The sequence below is a fragment of the Streptosporangium sp. NPDC087985 genome, from assembly GCF_044741965.1.
Classification (GTDB): domain Bacteria; phylum Actinomycetota; class Actinomycetes; order Streptosporangiales; family Streptosporangiaceae; genus Streptosporangium.
On sequence record NZ_JBIUTQ010000030.1, the window covers coordinates 37597 to 52584 of the forward strand.

The following is a 14988-nucleotide window of genomic DNA, read 5'->3' on the forward strand; positions in this document are numbered from 1 at the left end:
GGCTAATCTGGTAGGAGTTGAGGCCAGAATTGTGTCAAAAGTCCGGGATCGAGGTGCTCGGTGCTTACTGGGTCGATCATAAGTTTTGGTACGTGCGGGGTGGTGCCGAAAGTATGGCTAGAATCCGGATCTGGTGCCGGCTTGAAGTCCTGCAGACCGAGAGCACCGGAAAGACCTCAGACGAGGTGGCTATCGGAGTGGCCAGAGCGGCTCAGGTGAAGCCTGCCGAGGCATACCGAGCCCGAGAGGATCACTGGTCCAGTTCAACCGGAGAGCCCACATGGCTCGGCCGCCGCTCACTCAGCCTTCCTCGTCGCGTTCCTCGTCGTCCCGGCGCCGACGGAGCGCTCGCTCGGCAATTCCGCTGGAAAGCTTGTCCGTCACCGATCTGGCCCGGTCGAAGGTCTCGTTACCGACGCGCCTGGCGGCATCGACGCCCGCTGTTCCTGTCTCGAGCACCTTGTCCCTCACCTCCGAGGCCGCGTCCACCCATCGTCTCGCCTCCAATGACTGCCGACCGCGCTCGATCCCGAGCCGCCCTTGAAAGTCAACGACGGCGGTTGCGACATGGTTGCTCGAATGCACCACAGTCCGGGACGCGGTCGGGTGCAGCAGCACTTTGGTGTTGGCCGTGCCAGCGGCCGCATTCATGCGGGCCATCAGATGCTCGGTGCTCCGTGAGATGAGTTCCAGCCGGTTCTGTCGGGCAGCCCTCAGTCCGAGACGATGCTGGTCAAGCTCCTCCGGAGACGTGTCCAGCACGCGGTCGAGTTCCAGCACCGCGATCGCATCCTGCAGCTGGATACAACGAGCCAGAACGGCGAGCCACTCCTGAACCTTGGACTCGGCTTCCTTGGACGTCTTGGCGAGATCACCGATCTTGGCCTTGTGCTCCATCTTCCCCGCGAGCGCGTCGAGTTGACGCAACGCGTACGCCTGGGTCTGCGCGATGGTCGTCGGCGTGGCCTGGACCTTCGACCAGGTGACCTCGGAGACCCGGCCCACCTGCTCTCGGACGGTCATGGCCTCCTCGATGACGAAGCCCACTCCGACCATGTCCGCCAACACAGCGTCCTTCTGGGCGCGGAGCACGTCGTCGACTTTCTCATCGATCGTGGCGAGATAGTTGGCGATCTCGTCCATGGCCTGTTGCATCGCAAGTTGTGCCATGATTCCCGCGGCACCAGCCAGAAGGGCCGGATTGGTCAGAAGCGATCCAGGCCCCCTCGCGAATTCGACGAATCCCCTGATCTGACCATTGTTCCCCTTCAGCACACCTGAGCTGAAACCCGTCTTCGAGCTCGTCCTCAGCCCGTACTTGTCGACAAGTTGTGCTGACTCCCTGGTCAGCTTTACCCAGCGACCTGAGTTGGCGGCAATCTCGGAACCTGCCTGTGCGGCTCCAGCCGCGGTACTGAGGGCAGGTGTGAGCCGTTGCAGCCCCAGGTCCTTCGACGACAGTCCCTCAGAGACGAGGAAGCGTTCGACAGCCGTCGGACTCCCGATGACAGCCAGGCCATCGCCGTCACTGATCAGCTGAATCTCGCTGTCCATCGTTGGCTCCTGAAGGGTGGGCAGGGAGAGCCCTGCGATGGATGGGGACTCTTCGTAGTTGAGGTGGCGGTTCGCGAGTAGGCACGTCGAGGTCTTCCAGGATGGAAGTTCCTAAGCTCGCCATCCGGAAGACCTCGACGTGCCTGACGCTACCTTTGCTTGCCCTGACCTGACCGCGTTTTCTCGGCCTCATTGCCGTCGGGCAACTGATCGAGCCTGATCGTGCGGTTCTTGCCTGCCGTCGAGGACGGCCGCCGCGTCCAGCAGCGCCGGGCCGAACCAAGTGGGACCGCCCCGCCACGCATGGATAGGGTGAGTCACCGATGATCAGCTGGCTCTCATGGGCGCCCAGCCCATGAGAGCCGGCCTGTTCTCCATCAATCAACGGGCACTTTCCCACGGACAACGCCGACGACAAGGAAGGTCCTGCCCCCATGGGATCTGCGACAGCTGTGCTGGACCGCTATCGTGACCTGCTGCGAGACCAGGAGTGGCTGGGTGGCGCGATCTGCTGGACGGTGATCGTCCCGGACGGGGAGCGCCCTTCTCTGGAGGAGGTCGCCGCACGCGTCGCCGGCGTCGCCACCGGCTTTGAAGCCTCGGTGAACCCCCGCGAACTGCCGCACCGGGAACAGCAGTCGCTGGTGGCCGTCGGCTATGCCGGGCGCGCCGTCGTACTTTTCGAGCACAACGGCTTCCTGGGCAGTCTCGACCTCGTGTTGCGCCGCCTCAGTACGGACTCCCGCGTCTACAGCGCCTATTGGGATATCGAGGGGAACAATCGGGTGAGTCACGCGGCGGCCGGAGAGGTGGTCGTCGCTCTTGACGCCATGGAGCCCGAGGAATGGGGCAGCGAGGATTACCTGCGCAGATGGCCGGAGCTCGAAATCGTCCTCGAGGCGGTGCTGGCCGACGAGGAGGATTGGCAGGCGGCCGCACTGGCCGCGGTCGAACTCGCCACGGGCGTGGGGCTGGACGCGACCTGGCTCGACGACCGTCACCCGTATTTCGGAGTCCCGTGGCCGGCGCCCACCTCGGTCGCGCCGATTGAGACGGATGGCGGACCAGAAAGTCATGACCTCCTCATGCGGCTGGCCAACACGTTGGTCGACAGATTCGCGCTCGCGGAATTTCCGATCACCCGCGAGGTCGTCACCGCTCTGGCCGTCGGCACTCCGGTGGCCGACCATCTGATCGTCCGATTGAGGGAGGACCTCGTCTCCCCGATCGCCGCCGATTACATGAGACACGAGAGCGAAGGGGACCCGCAGCAGAATCCGTACTGGCGGCGGATGCAGGCGGCGCTGGCCCTGTCCCTCGCCGCCGAAGGCCCTGGCGCACGACCGCTGGGCATCGACGCCTTCTACCACGCCGAACTGGCCCTGCCCGGCGAATGGCCGTCCACCCGCGACGATTCCGACGGAGATCGTTGAATTGTTGAGCTCCCTCCGGTTATCGAGATCGGCGCTGCTGACCTGGACGGTGGCCGCGGGCGTCGCCGCCTATCCGACCTGGGAGGAGTGGCGCTCTCGCCTCCAGCCCGGCGGGGACGAGAGTTACGTCCGCATGGGTGTGGGGCCGGGGGAGACCTCGCCGCTGGATCCGCTACGAGGTGATCTCGACTGGATCATGAGGAACGTGGTGGTCTGGGGACTACCCGCGCTGCTGGTCCTGGCAGGGTGCCTCGCCTGTCTGTTCGGCAGGGATCCGCGGAGCGTGGGACGGCGAATCGTCTGCCTCTGTCCTGCTCCGCAAGGGTCCGATTCCTCGCCCGCCCACCAGGAGCAGGCGCAGGCTCCGTGCGCGCCAGGCGGCCCACGCCGCGGCCAGCGCGGCGGCCGAGCCGACCAGCCAGTACTGGCCGCCCATGACGAGCACCCGCCACAGCGTGTGCCAGGCGCCCGAGCGCGGCGGCAGCCCGTCACGGAAGACCACACGATCACCGACATGCGCCCCGCCGAAAGCGAGCACGTCCGCGACGGTGAGCATGAGCAGCAGCACTGCAAGGCCGGGAACCGTCAGCCGCCGCACGCCCGCGCCAGCCCACAGCGCCGGGCCTTCTCGCCATCGTGTAGTCAAAAGATCGTGCCCAGCACACCGGACTCGATCACGATGAGCGAACCGATGGCCATGAACACCACCGGCACGATCCAGTGCCCGTAGCGTTCGATGACCTCGACGACCTTCTTGTGCGAGCCCAGCCAGGTGCCGGCCAGGCACCACAGCGCGACGCCGAGCGCGAACACCGCGATGGTCAGCAGGGTCGGGCCCACCCCGATGGTGCGGAAGATCGGCGTGTAGACGGAGATGTTGTCAGCCCCGTTGGCGATAGTCACCCCGGCCACCGACACCAGCCCCGAGGCCACCGCCGGGGACGGGTCCCCGGCGCCGGTGGCGCGGACCCGGATCGCCTTGATCAGGCCCCACACGCCCAGGGCGAACGGCACCAGGCCCAGCAGGCCGACGTAGTCGCCCGGCACGACGGTCAGCCCCAGCGCGGCCACCACCGACACCAGGACCAGCACGCCGATGCCCAGGTACTGGCCGCTCCAGATCTGCCACCGCATGGGCAGGCCACTGGCCCGCAGCGACAGGAACAGGACCGTCAAGACGACGATGTCGTCGATGTTCGTACCGGCGAACATGCCCGCTGCCGCGGCGATTGTGCCGAAGATTCCCTCCACAGCGGGCCAAGCTACCCTGCTGGCCACGGCGGGGACGAGCCTCGGCCAGCCAGCGCTGGCCCGAGTGGAGTTCCGGCTGATCAGCGCCCGCCACGGCGGCACCTTCACGATCACCAACCCCGGACCGTTCGGCACCTTGATCAGCGCCCCCATCATCAACCAGCCGCAGGTGGCCATTCTTTCCACCGATGGCATCAGGAAGCGCCGGTAGTGCTGGAAGTCCCTGGGGCGGGAGAGGTGATCACGATTCACCCGGTCGGCAACCTCTCGCTGTCGTTCGACCATCGCGCCTTCGACGGCGCCTATGCGGCGGGATTCATCAGCCGCGTCGAGCAACTCCTGGAAGCCGACGATTGGTCGCCGCGACTCTAGCCTCCGACAGTGAAGGCGTCGCGTGAGCACACCGCCCGCCGCCCGAGGATTGCTCAGGCGGTGGGCAGGGTGGTTAAGCGCTGGTCAGGGGTAGTTGACCAGGTTCGCGACGTTGGTTGTCGAGTTGGAGGGGCCGCCGGTGGTGTTGATGATGTTGCGGATGGTACCCACGCCGCCGAGCGAGACGGTGACCATGTTGTGGAACCGTACGCCCGGAGTGTTGGGCGCTTCGAAGGCGCGGGCGGCGACCACGCCGGGGTTGACGTTGAAGTAGCAGTAGCTGCCCAGACCCCACGCCTCGTGGGTGGTGACGGAGGGAGCGACCTTGTAGGCCGCGTAGCCCTGGGTGCCGCCGTTCATCCATGCGGCCTGGTTGGGCGGGTCGTAGGGCATCTCGTTCTGGTAGAAGTACGTCCGCCCGCCGTTGCCGTTCCAGACCGTCTGGTGCTGCTGGTAGTGCTCGACGAACAGCCCGTACATGGTGACGTCGTTGCCGTTCACGGTCAGCCCGTTGGCCGCGGTGTTGCTGTTCCAGCCGATGCCGGAGCCGTGGTCGCCGCGCCAGATCCAGAGGTGGTCGCCGATCACGTTGTTGCTGTTGACGACCAGGCTCTGGCTGGCCTTGCCTACCGCCGCGCCGCCGACGCGTAAGTACACGTCGTGGAGGGAGGTCGGGTTGGCTGCGTGCCCGGCGGCGGACCCGGCCGGGCCGACCTGGAGGAGTATCGGCGAGTTGACCGTGCCCGCGTCGAAGAGGATCCCGGCGATCTTCACCCCGTCCACGTCGGCGACGGTCATCGCGGTGACGCCGTTGTCGGGGATGAAGCTGGCCAGGCCGAGCCCGAGCACGACGGTGTTGGCCCGGGTGACCCGGATCGTGTCGTTGAGGTGGTAGACGCCCGGGGTGACCAGGAGGTCCTGCCCGGCGGCCAGCGCGGCGTTGATGTTGGCCGCGGTGTGCCCGGGTTTGACGATGAAGAACTGGCTGAGCGGGAGCGAGGTCCCCGAAGGGTTCCCGCCCGACCAGGAGGTGCCGGTCGAGTTGGTCCGGAGGGCCGGGACGAAGACCTGGTAGTTCCCGGCCTGGTTGATGTACAGGAAGGGCTTCTCCCGGACCACCGGGGTGGTGGCCACCCGCGTGTACGGCGGGTTGGGGAAGTTCCCGGCGGGGGCGTTGGTGGCCCCGACGAAGACCATGTTCCAATTGGAGCCCGTCCAGCTGCCCATCTCGGTGTTGCGGGTCAGCCACTGCTGCTGCGTGCCCGAGCGGACCTGCCCGTCGATCCGGGTGTCGGCTAAGAGCCCGCCGCTGGACCAGCCGCCGTCGTCCAGCTGGAGGTTCCCGCGCAGGTGCATCCGCCGGTACGGCGCCGCCTGCGACACCGCCCACCGGTCGTTGCCGCCGGGCGGAGTGACGGACAGGTTCTCGGCCCCACGCCAGAAGTTCTGGGTGGCGTTGCCCTGGAACCAGTCGGCCTCGGCGTGGACGGGCCCGTTGACGGTGACCTGGTCGGGCAGCAACCCGAGCCCGAGGACCTGGGTGTAGAAGCCGACGTTCACGTCCACGTTGTACGTACCGGGCTTGAACAGCAACGCGAAGCGGTTGCCGCCGAACTGGTTGCTCTGCTGCTGGCTGAAGACGGTGTTCAGCCGGGACTGGATGGTCGAGGCGGGCATCGTCGGGTCGAAGATGCTCACGTTCGGCCCGAGGTCGGGGTTGGATCCGGTCGGCGGCGGGGTCGGGTTGCTGCCGGTCGGGAGGGTCCAGCGCTGGTTGGCGCCGGCGGAGCAGTCCCAGATCTGGAGCGGGGTGCCGTCGGCGGAGCTGGGCCCGGTGGCGTCCAGGCACTTGCCGAGCGCGCGCAGGGTGCCGTCGGCCTGGGCGGTCCAGACCTGGGCGTTGGTGCCGTTGCAGTCGTAGAGCTGCACCCGGGTTCCGTTGGCGGTGCTGGCGGCGGCCACGTCCATGCACTTGCCGAGGACCCGGATGGTGCCGTCGGTGCCGGTGGTCCACTGCTGGGCGTTGGTGCCGTTGCAGGTGTAGAGCTGGATCTGGGTGCCGTTGGCCGGGTTGGCGCCGGCCACGTCCACGCACTTGCCGCCGTACCCGGTGATCTGGCCGACGGCGGCGGAGGCGGGGGTGAGGGTGAGGGTGGTCGCGACGAGCGCGAACCCGGCCGTCAGAGCGAGCACTAATCGGGCGCGTTGCAGGCGCATGAGGGGGGCCTCCCGGCTCGTTCACTTCTTAAATTAAGACGCATGTAACATGCCCGTGTGGCGTCCTGTCAATAGGAAACTTTACTAATGATTGATCTCGTGACGTCGGGTGGAGCACTTTTCAATAGCGATCTCCGTCCGACGCAGGTGCACGGAATTGACTCCAAGTCAGCAACACCAGTTCATCTGCCGCCTGTGACGCTCGAAAACTCGGCCGGAGCTTTGACCTGGAGGTTCGCTTGCGAGCGGCGGCGTCCAGCCATGCCTCGCGATCGCCGTCGTCCAGTGGGCACCACACCGTGATCCCACGTGCGTCGGTCCCCTGGATGAACAGGCGCGGTACGAACACATGCCGGGGAACATGGGTGAACGCGTCCATCCAGCACGGGGAGACCAACGCCCCGGCTTGAGCCAGACCTGCGGTCATCGCGTCGAGTCTGCGCCGTATCTCGGGGGAGGGCGACTGGTGGGTGTTCATGCGGAGACTTCCTGGAGCTCGTCGGCGATGGCTTCGGAGATCGGCAGGCCGGTGGCGTGCTGGATCCAATCCCACTGGCCGCACGGGTTGACCTCCAGAACCAGTACTGCCCGTACGGATCCACGATGAAGTCCAGTGCTCCGAAGCGTAACCCCAGCAGGTTCATCAGCGTGGGAACACCGGTGTGCGGGGAAACACAGCTTCGAACTGATCCGGCCCGGGTTGATGCCGAAGGCTTCATGCCTTCTCGTACCTGGTAAGGACGACGGACACCTACGACTCGCCGGCCCGCGCTGCGCTGGCGCCGGTTTAGAACAGCGGCAACGTTTGCTCCGCGTCGCACAAGGACACGCCCGCCATGTCGTGCAGCCCGGTGACAGTCAAGCTGTTCCCGTGGGGAAGCGCGCGGACGAGCGCGCCGAGGAGTAGCCCGGCGCCGACCGCGTCCCATAGGGCGCGGTGCGGTTGCCCCCCGGTCGGTTTGGTCACTTCGTCGTCGAGTCCGTAGTAGGCGAGGAGCGCGGTCAAGGATCGACGCTGAGCGTTCCCATGGACGAGACGGGCGAGTTTGAGCGTGTCGATCAGGGATGCCGGGTGGATGCCGGGGCAGCGCAGTGACAGCAGCCGCCAGTCCACGTTGACGTTGTGGCCGACGACGGTCGCCCCGTTCAGTCGGCCGGCCAGCTCAGGTTCGACGGCATCCAGCCGCGGGGCCAGGCCGAGCACGTCGTTGGTCAGGCCGGGGGAGGACCAGGGGCGGCGTTGGATGCGTCGACCCGGGTTCACTACCGAGTCGTAGGCGCTCCGCATGTCTGGGCGCCCATCGGCCAGCGGGACGATTCCGACCTCCAGGATCGCCTCGTGCTCACGGTCCTGGCTGCCGGTGCCCTCAAGGTCGAAGGCGACCAGGGGCGCGGTGGTCCATGGCTGGTCGTGCATGGCGCGGTTCTCCTCCGTCAGTCGTCTCCGTGGCGCGGACTACGGCGGGAAACTCAACCCGTGATGATTTCTCCAACGTCAGCTACCGCCGACCTTTCGGGCACTTGTAGTCAGGGGCGTGCTTATTCGGGCAGCAGATAACCCCCATCGAAACGAAGCGCTCCCCTTTGAGATGGAACCCCCACTGGATATCGGTACCGCCGGGGAGTGCCTCCGCTGCTCCTGCGTGGCGGTGCTCTCGGCCGATCTTCGCCTCCTGATCGGGGAGATGGAACGAGGGGCAAGCCATGTCGTACTGGTCAATGAGCCAGGTCGCAGCGTCGCCGGCTTGGTCGAACGAGGTGACGATGCGGTTGTGCGGCTTGATTAGCCAGTCGCACAATCTCATGGGCGGAAGGGGTGAAGACTGAAATTCGGGATGAAATGGTCTGCGGATGCCCTCACTGTTTAGGTAAGACGTTGCCTGACCCGTCCACGCATATCCGTGAAAATGATGCACTGGTCCTCTCCCTATACGACTAACGGCCTTGCCTGTGGTACCACAGGCAAGGCCGCATTGTGGGGGTGCTTAAATCAGGCTGCCGATGCCGTCGCGCAAAGCGGCCAGCGATGATGTTGCGCGAGGGAATCACGATCGCCTCGGAAGTCCGCAACATTCCGCACCACGAGAGTGGGAAGCCGAACATGCGTCTAACGTTCGTAGGCAAAGACCCCGACAGTAACCCGACCGGATCACCGACCGTCTACCGGACCGACCGTGGTAGCTGGGTTGTCCAGGGCTGGATTGTCACCGACCCGGAAGCCCTCGCCCAGATGGACATCCCCCGGGGGAGGTCGCCTGTGAGATCCCCGGCCAGGTGCTTCAGTTCTTGACACCGGCAGGCCCATGAACATCTCTGACGACGCGTTCGAGGAGCTGCTGGCCGGCTTCGAGCACAGTGCTGTTCACCTGGAGATGCGGGATGCCTACGGCGCCGCGGTGGAACTGCCCTACATGGCCAGGTGCAGAGTGGTCAGTGTCGCGGCGATGCCGTTGAAGGTGGGGGCGTAACGGACGTCGGCGGCATTGATGCCGTGGACGTGCTGCGAGCCGAGGTCGCGTCCGGGATTGACCAGGGTGCTCCACTCGCCGGTGACCTGACCGGCGGGGTCGAGGTGCACGATGCCGATCTCGACTATCCGGTCGTGCCGGGAAGGGTGCAGGCCCGTGGTCTCCAGATCGATGACCAGGTAGCCGGGGGAGCCGTCAAGCATCCGAACGCCTCCCTGCACTGCTCGTTTGCCTGAACGATTCCAGGTGATGCTCGGGTGGGTAACACGGATGAGCAGAGCGTAATGGCTTCGTAGCGAAACGGATCGGCACTTCCCCGACCGGCGACATGCGAGCACTTCGGGCATTTGCTCCACCTCGCAACGGTGGCGCCGAGTCGATGCCCCTACAGTAACTGTCGTGGATCGAGTCGAAGTCGCGGTGCGCAGGCCCGCAGGGTCCGGATGAGCGACTCCGCGTAGGGACGGTGCTTTCGCGCACCGGAACCCTCGCCAGAGTCCAGTGGGACGACGATGGAGTGGTGGAGGAGAATGTACGGCTCGGCGGTGAGAACCTGCTGGCCGTCGCAGGTACCCGGCGGCATCAGTTCCTGTTGGACCTGCCCGCCCTCATCGAGCGGTTCACCTCCGATCCTGTCACCGTGGTTGTGGAACTCCTTCGCGAGAGCTCGAAAGGGCTCAAGGCCCAGGCCATCAAGGAGCTCCTCATCGAGCTCGGCCTGGAGCCGGCGGTCGTGGACCGATCGTGGAGGGGCGTGCAGGCGAAACTGTCCAAGCGTGACGACGTGCGCGTCAGGGCGAACACGTACAGATGGGTGCGGCCGCGTCCGGCTGAGGATGTGATCGCTCCTGCGGCTCCTCCGACCGAAGTCGGCGAGGATGTGACCGGGCCAGAGACGCCTGCGCCGATCCGTAAGGACGATGAGGCGGCGACCGACTCGGCCGAGACGGCAGAAGAACGGGCACGGGTGCTCGCCGAGCGCTGCGAACGTCTGGAACGGGATCTGCAGAGCGCGAACAACAGGGCGATCAGGCTCCGCACCGCCCAGGAGCGCCAGCTTCAGATCGATGTCGTTCGCACGCTCGCCGATCTCGCAGCCGAGATCGAGGAAATAGTGATCGGCGGGACCACCCCGGAGATCATTGTTGAGCGGGTGCGAAGCCTCGTCGCGGGGCAGGCGCTGCACCCCATCGGCACGGTGGGGGAGGAATCCGGCTTCGACCCCGCGCTGCACGAACCTCTGGTCGGCGCGCCGGAGCCCGGAACGCCGGTGAGCGTCATCCGTCCCGGATATCGCTGGGCCACCTCCGAAGAGATCCTCCTCCACAAGGCGCTGGTCGAGCAGGTGTGAGCATAGTCACCGGGTCTTCGGGACCGGATCCGCAAGCGTGGCGATCATCGTGCAGGCGTCGTACGTGGGCATGGGCGTCACTGTAACCGCGTTGAGCAGTCTGCTGCGTCTCTATGCTTCGGCTTCGGTAGGGTTGAGTTCTCGTGGACAGTGCAGAACTTCTGGATCAGGTGCGGGAGCTACGCGGCCAGGGCAGGTCTCCGAAGGAGATCGCTCGCACGTTGGGTGTGTCGCCATCGGTTGTTGCCCCGCTGATACGGGCTGTCGCGGCGGAGAACCGTGCGACGGCTCCTGCACCGGAGATCGTTGGTTGCTGGGTCAACGTCGGCTGGAGTGTGGGCCTGTCAATTGACGAGGGGCGCGGCTGGGTGGACGAGGCCGCGTCCGAAGACGGGACCGCGGGCATAGTGAGCGTGCTGGTCGCCCGGCGGCATCGCTGGGACAAGGTGGCGGTGTGCGGCTACCTGGTAGATGTGTACTGCCTGGGGGTGAAGAAAGCTCTGGGGCCTGACGTCATGGATGAGCTGGCCCTGCGTCGGTTCCTCCCTGACTACTACTCCGCCTATTCGTCCGGATGGCAGGAGGCGCCAATCGAGCTCGCACAGGACATCGTCTTTGGCGCGATCGAGTACGCGCGCGGCCTTGGCTTCGAGCCCGCTGCGGATTTCGCGCAGACCGCCGACCACCTCGGCACGTGGGAAGGGCCGTCCGCGATCACCTTCGGCAAGGACGGCCAGCCGTTCTACATCTCAGGCCCGCACGACAATCCCCGGAGCGTCGTCAAGACCCTTGAACGAACGGTTGGGGCAGGCAACTTCCACTACATCGTCACGGCACCGGAACGTCCCTTCGGGCTGACAGGCCATGCTTGGGGCGGGTGATCTACCGAGCCGGGTGATCGTGGAAGCGGTCGTCTTACGGCAGGTAGCTTCCCCCGAGGACTTCGGGATATAGCTCCGAGGGCTGGCTTGCTTCCGGTGTCAGGTCTGCGGCGACCGTCTCACTCTCCGTCAGGGCTTCTACGCGGAGGGAGCCCACATCCGCCCGCTCGGAAAGCCGCACAACGGCCCCGACTAGTTCGGCAGCTGAGCGGCCCGGTGCCCCAGTCGGCGGGAACGTCGATGTGCCGCCGGACCGCAAGGCCGCTACAACTCGCCGATCACTGGCGGGACAGGGTGCGGGTGATGCCGGTGGCGATGGTGGTGACCAGCACCCAGCCCGCGATCACGAGCCCGTAGGCGACCCACTGGCCGGCGCCGACGGGCTGGTACGCCTTCTCCTGCCCGAAGTCGATCAGCGGGAACAGCAGATCCAGCACGTAGACGAGAGCATTGAAAACGGGACCCTTGCCGGGTTCCGCTCGGGGCGGGTTGTTCACGGCGAACACGAGGGTGCCGATGACGAGCAGAGTCAGAAACCACAGGGTGGCGCGGACGGGGCGGTAGCCGTACCCGACCGTGACATCCTGCAGCCGGCCCCAAGCCCGCGCGTACAGCGGGAGCGTGGAGCGCTGCCGCCGCTGCTTGACCAGCAGGACGGTACGGGCGTCGACGTCGTGACCCAGCCGCCGGTAGACGGCGGCGAGCTGTTCGTACGGCTGCGGCACGTACCCGTCGGGATCGTCCTTCAGCCAGGCCAGGCGTCGAGCGGCGGGCAGCATCGGATCCAGTGCCTCGTAGGTGAGACCGTCCTGGCGGCGCGGCGACCAGGTGGCCGGGTCGTCGCGGATGACACCGATCCGGGCGTGTCGCAGGTCGACGGCGCCTTCGGGTGTCCGCCTGGGGCGCAGGTACAGTTCGCGGGCTTCCAGCTGCCAGGCGGCCAGGGCGCGGCCGCCCGGTGCGGACAGGGTCGCGTCGTTGAGATACAGGTGCCGGCCGATACGCGCCCCGATCAGGGTGAGCTCGCCTTCGGCGGCGAAGCCGCGCCCGCACTCCAGGCCGCCGCCGACGCTCGCCCCAGCGAGGTCGAGCGACTGACCGCCAGGGTTGCTCAGCCGGGCGCCGTTGAAGTCGGCGAACGTACCGATACGCGCGTCGGCGAGACGGACCGCGCCCTCGGCCCGGAAATCCCCGGTGCACGACAGCCCGCCTCCGACATTCACCCCGTCGGCATCGAGGACGACCCCGCCGGGCGCGGACAGGCTGGCGCCGGTCAGGTCAAGCGACCCCGCGATGCGCGCCTGGGAGAGATCCACCCGCCCCTCGGCGGTGAGCTCAGGTGCGTCGAAGGTCCCCTCGACCTGCAGCTCCGCGGCCTGGAGCGCGTCACCGTCGGGGCGGGTCAGGCGGGCGCCGCTCAGGCTGAGTTCCCGGTCGACCCGAGAGTTGGCCAGCCGTACGGTGCCCGTCGCGCTGAACCCGCCGCCCAGGTACAGCCCGCCCTCGGCGGTGATCCTGGAACCGAGAAAGGCCATCTCATCGGGGCAGTCGATCGTGGTCCCGGTGAAGCTGAACGGCCCGGCCACGCGGGCGTTGCGCAGGCTGACCATCCCGGTGACTGCCATCCACCGGCAGAAGACGCTCCCGTCGGGGAGCAGCCCATCCAGCTCCAACGCGCTCCGGTCAGAAGCGGCGAGGCAGGCATGGTCCAGGATCACGGTGCCGCTCACCTTGACGTTGGTGAACCTGACCTGGCCAGCGGCGCTGAGCTCGATCGCGGCAATGCCCCGCCCCGCCTGGAGCCGGTCGCAGTCGATATCCATGCTCTGCGCGTGGTTCAGCGCGAGGCTGCCGGCGAGCTGGGTCCCGCGTAGTTCCAGCAGGCCGGTGAACACGCATCCCTCCAGCCGCAGATGCCCGTCGATCTGCGCGTTGGAACCGGACAGGCCCGGCAGGTGGGAGCCCTTGAAGCTCAGTTGCGGGCACCGCGCCCAGTACAGGCTGGGGTCCTCCTCGAAGAAGCAGGACAGGAACCGTGCGGAGTGGTGGAGGGTGGAGTAGGCCAGGTTCACCCGCTCGGTGATCCGGGCACCCTTGATCCGGAGCGCCGGGACCCGGTGCGATTGAGGCGACTCCTCGTCCATCAGCAGGACGGCGATCACCCTGGCCCGGACCGTCCGCTCCGCGCCCCAGGCCGCGCCTACCGCCGGGTCGTTCTCCTCCGGGTTCCCGGTGGTGAAGTCGACTTCCTCCCCCAGAAGAAACGCCTCCCAGACCCGGCGCTCCGCCTCGGACAAGTCCTCAACACGCACATCGCCCCCCTTTCTGCGAACACTGCCGTTCTTTGATCGTTCGTGTCTCGGAGAGGGTTACGGATCCGTCATGCTGTGGCTCTACCACCATGGCCTTTGGGATCTACATGGCCACGCGGACGTGCCGCCTGATAGTGGTTGGCCCGCACAGCAGTGAATGAAAGAGCAGCGGCCGGATAGCGGCCTGCAGCCGTGGGTGCATGACATCGTCACAGGCCAGGAGGACATCCGGGCCCAGATCATCGTGAGGCTACTCAGCATGTACTTCCACTCCGGTGGGTCCTCCACGCCTGGCCGTCGTAAGATCACCACGAAGCGGGTGATCCGCGGCTCTCCGCTGGCCGAGGACCGGAGACGCAATTTCAGCCGAAGAAGCGGGTGGCAGCGAAACTTCGGATAAGCAGGAAGATTCGCATTATCATCAGAATTGATAGACACTCAAAGTTAGAAGCACTTCTGACTTGACTTTTGCCTCTTTAGTCATCTTCTCTATCTCTTCTGGATACAGTTCAAAATCCAAAGGGCTAAATGCATTGATGCTCAGGTGCGCATCTTTCCATTTCGTCGACTCCATCTTCAGTGTGGGTTCTGCGGCAGCCAGCACCTTGAGACGGCGGGGCCCTGGGCGATCGTCGGCGCGACGTAGATCGAGGAAGGTCTCCTTCTCGCCGCCGCGGACGTCCTCGATCTCCCATAACCGGTCCCTGAGCCGCACTTGCATCCCGCGTTCGAACATGCTTGTGAGCTCTCCAACTCTGTCGTGATCGCCGAGGCCCCAGGTTGCCGGCACCTCATGGACGCAGGTGTCTCACAAACAAGATAAGAAGGTTCACTGAGATCACCTCACTGCACTATTAGGTTTTGGAGCGTTCGTGCACCGGAGCTAATGCGGGCTCATCCAGCTCTTAGGGTCTGTATGGACTTCGGATCTTCAGGCGGGTTGAAGGCTTCGGATCCACAAGATGGCTCCGCGTAGATGAAGGCCGGCCAGATAGCTTTCGGGGGTCTTGTCGAAGCGGAAGGCCAGCCCACGCCAGTCCTTGATCCGGTTGATTGAGGGGCTGAGATCATTCCGGACAGCGGAATCTGCGGTTGTTGACTACGCAGCCGATTGAAGTGCCGCGTACTCGTCGAGAACTTCGAATGGCG

Annotated in this window: 15 protein-coding genes and 1 pseudogene; 6 read left to right on the forward strand and 10 right to left on the reverse strand. The window is 66.0% G+C overall.

Translation table 11 applies throughout. The annotated features are described in order from the left end of the window. Positions 1-300 precede the first annotated feature (300 nt). On the reverse strand, positions 301-1554 hold the full coding sequence (locus ACIN94_RS31135; protein WP_400714009.1) for a hypothetical protein: 1254 nt from the start codon (positions 1552-1554) through the stop codon (positions 301-303). Positions 1555-1988: 434 nt separating this feature from the next. Between ACIN94_RS31135 and ACIN94_RS31140 the strand changes: the two genes are divergently transcribed. After that, positions 1989-2987: a hypothetical protein gene (locus ACIN94_RS31140; protein WP_400714012.1), complete on the forward strand. Its 999-nt coding sequence runs from the start codon at positions 1989-1991 to the stop codon at positions 2985-2987. A 220-nt stretch (positions 2988-3207) separates the two neighbouring features. On the opposite strand, the gene ACIN94_RS31145 is transcribed toward ACIN94_RS31140, so the two are convergent. Together ACIN94_RS31145 and ACIN94_RS31150 are read right to left on the reverse strand one after the other, a co-directional pair. Further along, positions 3208-3585, reverse strand: a complete 378-nt coding sequence (locus ACIN94_RS31145) for a hypothetical protein (RefSeq protein WP_400714015.1) — start codon at positions 3583-3585, stop codon at positions 3208-3210. A 44-nt stretch (positions 3586-3629) separates the two neighbouring features. Continuing rightward, positions 3630-4199 carry a cadmium resistance transporter gene (locus tag ACIN94_RS31150; protein WP_400714018.1) on the reverse strand — a complete coding sequence of 190 codons (570 nt, stop codon included), beginning with the start codon at positions 4197-4199 and terminating at the stop codon, positions 3630-3632. On the opposite strand from ACIN94_RS31150, the gene ACIN94_RS31155 reads away from it, so the two are divergent. Next, the gene (locus tag ACIN94_RS31155) at positions 4180-4449 is read left to right on the forward strand and encodes a 2-oxo acid dehydrogenase subunit E2 (RefSeq protein ID WP_400714021.1); all 270 of its coding nucleotides are present in this window, start codon (positions 4180-4182) and stop codon (positions 4447-4449) included. The two genes, ACIN94_RS31150 and ACIN94_RS31155, sit on opposite strands and share 20 nt — an antisense overlap. A 26-nt stretch (positions 4450-4475) precedes the next feature. Further along, positions 4476-4610 (forward strand): 2-oxo acid dehydrogenase subunit E2, encoded by a 135-nt coding sequence (locus ACIN94_RS31160; RefSeq protein WP_400714024.1) that lies wholly within the window; start codon positions 4476-4478, stop codon positions 4608-4610. An 84-nt stretch (positions 4611-4694) separates the two neighbouring features. On the opposite strand, the gene ACIN94_RS31165 is transcribed toward ACIN94_RS31160, so the two are convergent. The 3 genes from ACIN94_RS31165 to ACIN94_RS31175 all read right to left on the reverse strand — a co-directional run bounded on the left by ACIN94_RS31165 (position 4695) and on the right by ACIN94_RS31175 (position 8632). After that, positions 4695-6827 carry a ricin-type beta-trefoil lectin domain protein gene (locus tag ACIN94_RS31165; protein ID WP_400714027.1) on the reverse strand — a complete coding sequence of 711 codons (2133 nt, stop codon included), beginning with the start codon at positions 6825-6827 and terminating at the stop codon, positions 4695-4697. A 787-nt stretch (positions 6828-7614) separates the two neighbouring features. Next, positions 7615-8244: an exonuclease domain-containing protein gene (locus tag ACIN94_RS31170; protein ID WP_400714030.1), complete on the reverse strand. Its 630-nt coding sequence runs from the start codon at positions 8242-8244 to the stop codon at positions 7615-7617. A gap of 82 nt (positions 8245-8326) precedes the next feature. Next, the gene (locus ACIN94_RS31175; RefSeq protein ID WP_400714033.1) at positions 8327-8632 is read right to left on the reverse strand and encodes a hypothetical protein; all 306 of its coding nucleotides are present in this window, start codon (positions 8630-8632) and stop codon (positions 8327-8329) included. Positions 8633-9130: 498 nt separating this feature from the next. On the opposite strand from ACIN94_RS31175, the gene ACIN94_RS31180 reads away from it, so the two are divergent. Then, positions 9131-9295, forward strand: a complete 165-nt coding sequence (locus ACIN94_RS31180; RefSeq protein WP_400714036.1) for a DUF6879 family protein — start codon at positions 9131-9133, stop codon at positions 9293-9295. Here ACIN94_RS31180 and ACIN94_RS31185 read toward each other — a convergent pair. Further along, entirely contained in the window at positions 9235-9498 is a 264-nt protein-coding gene (locus ACIN94_RS31185; protein ID WP_400714039.1) for a PolC-type DNA polymerase III, read from the reverse strand. The genes ACIN94_RS31180 and ACIN94_RS31185 overlap by 61 nt on opposite strands. Positions 9499-9761: 263 nt before the next feature. Between ACIN94_RS31185 and ACIN94_RS31190 the strand changes: the two genes are divergently transcribed. Further along, a complete protein-coding gene (locus tag ACIN94_RS31190; RefSeq protein WP_400714042.1) occupies positions 9762-10646 on the forward strand; it encodes a hypothetical protein in 885 nt (294 codons plus the stop codon). A 143-nt stretch (positions 10647-10789) separates the two neighbouring features. Next, the gene (locus tag ACIN94_RS31195; RefSeq protein ID WP_400714045.1) at positions 10790-11527 is read left to right on the forward strand and encodes a helix-turn-helix domain-containing protein; all 738 of its coding nucleotides are present in this window, start codon (positions 10790-10792) and stop codon (positions 11525-11527) included. 278 nt (positions 11528-11805) lie between these two features. Here the strand turns inward: ACIN94_RS31195 and ACIN94_RS31200 are convergent, their stop codons facing one another. From ACIN94_RS31200 to ACIN94_RS31210, 3 genes and pseudogenes are all read right to left on the reverse strand, one after another. Beyond that, positions 11806-13839, reverse strand: coding sequence for a hypothetical protein (locus tag ACIN94_RS31200; RefSeq protein ID WP_400714048.1), 2034 nt, complete (start codon positions 13837-13839; stop codon positions 11806-11808). 421 nt (positions 13840-14260) lie between these two features. Further along, entirely contained in the window at positions 14261-14575 is a 315-nt protein-coding gene (locus ACIN94_RS31205) for a hypothetical protein (RefSeq protein WP_400714051.1), read from the reverse strand. 195 nt (positions 14576-14770) lie between these two features. Continuing rightward, a pseudogene (locus ACIN94_RS31210) lies at positions 14771-14914 on the reverse strand (IS5/IS1182 family transposase); the annotation flags it as partial. Positions 14915-14988: the final 74 nt, after the last annotated feature.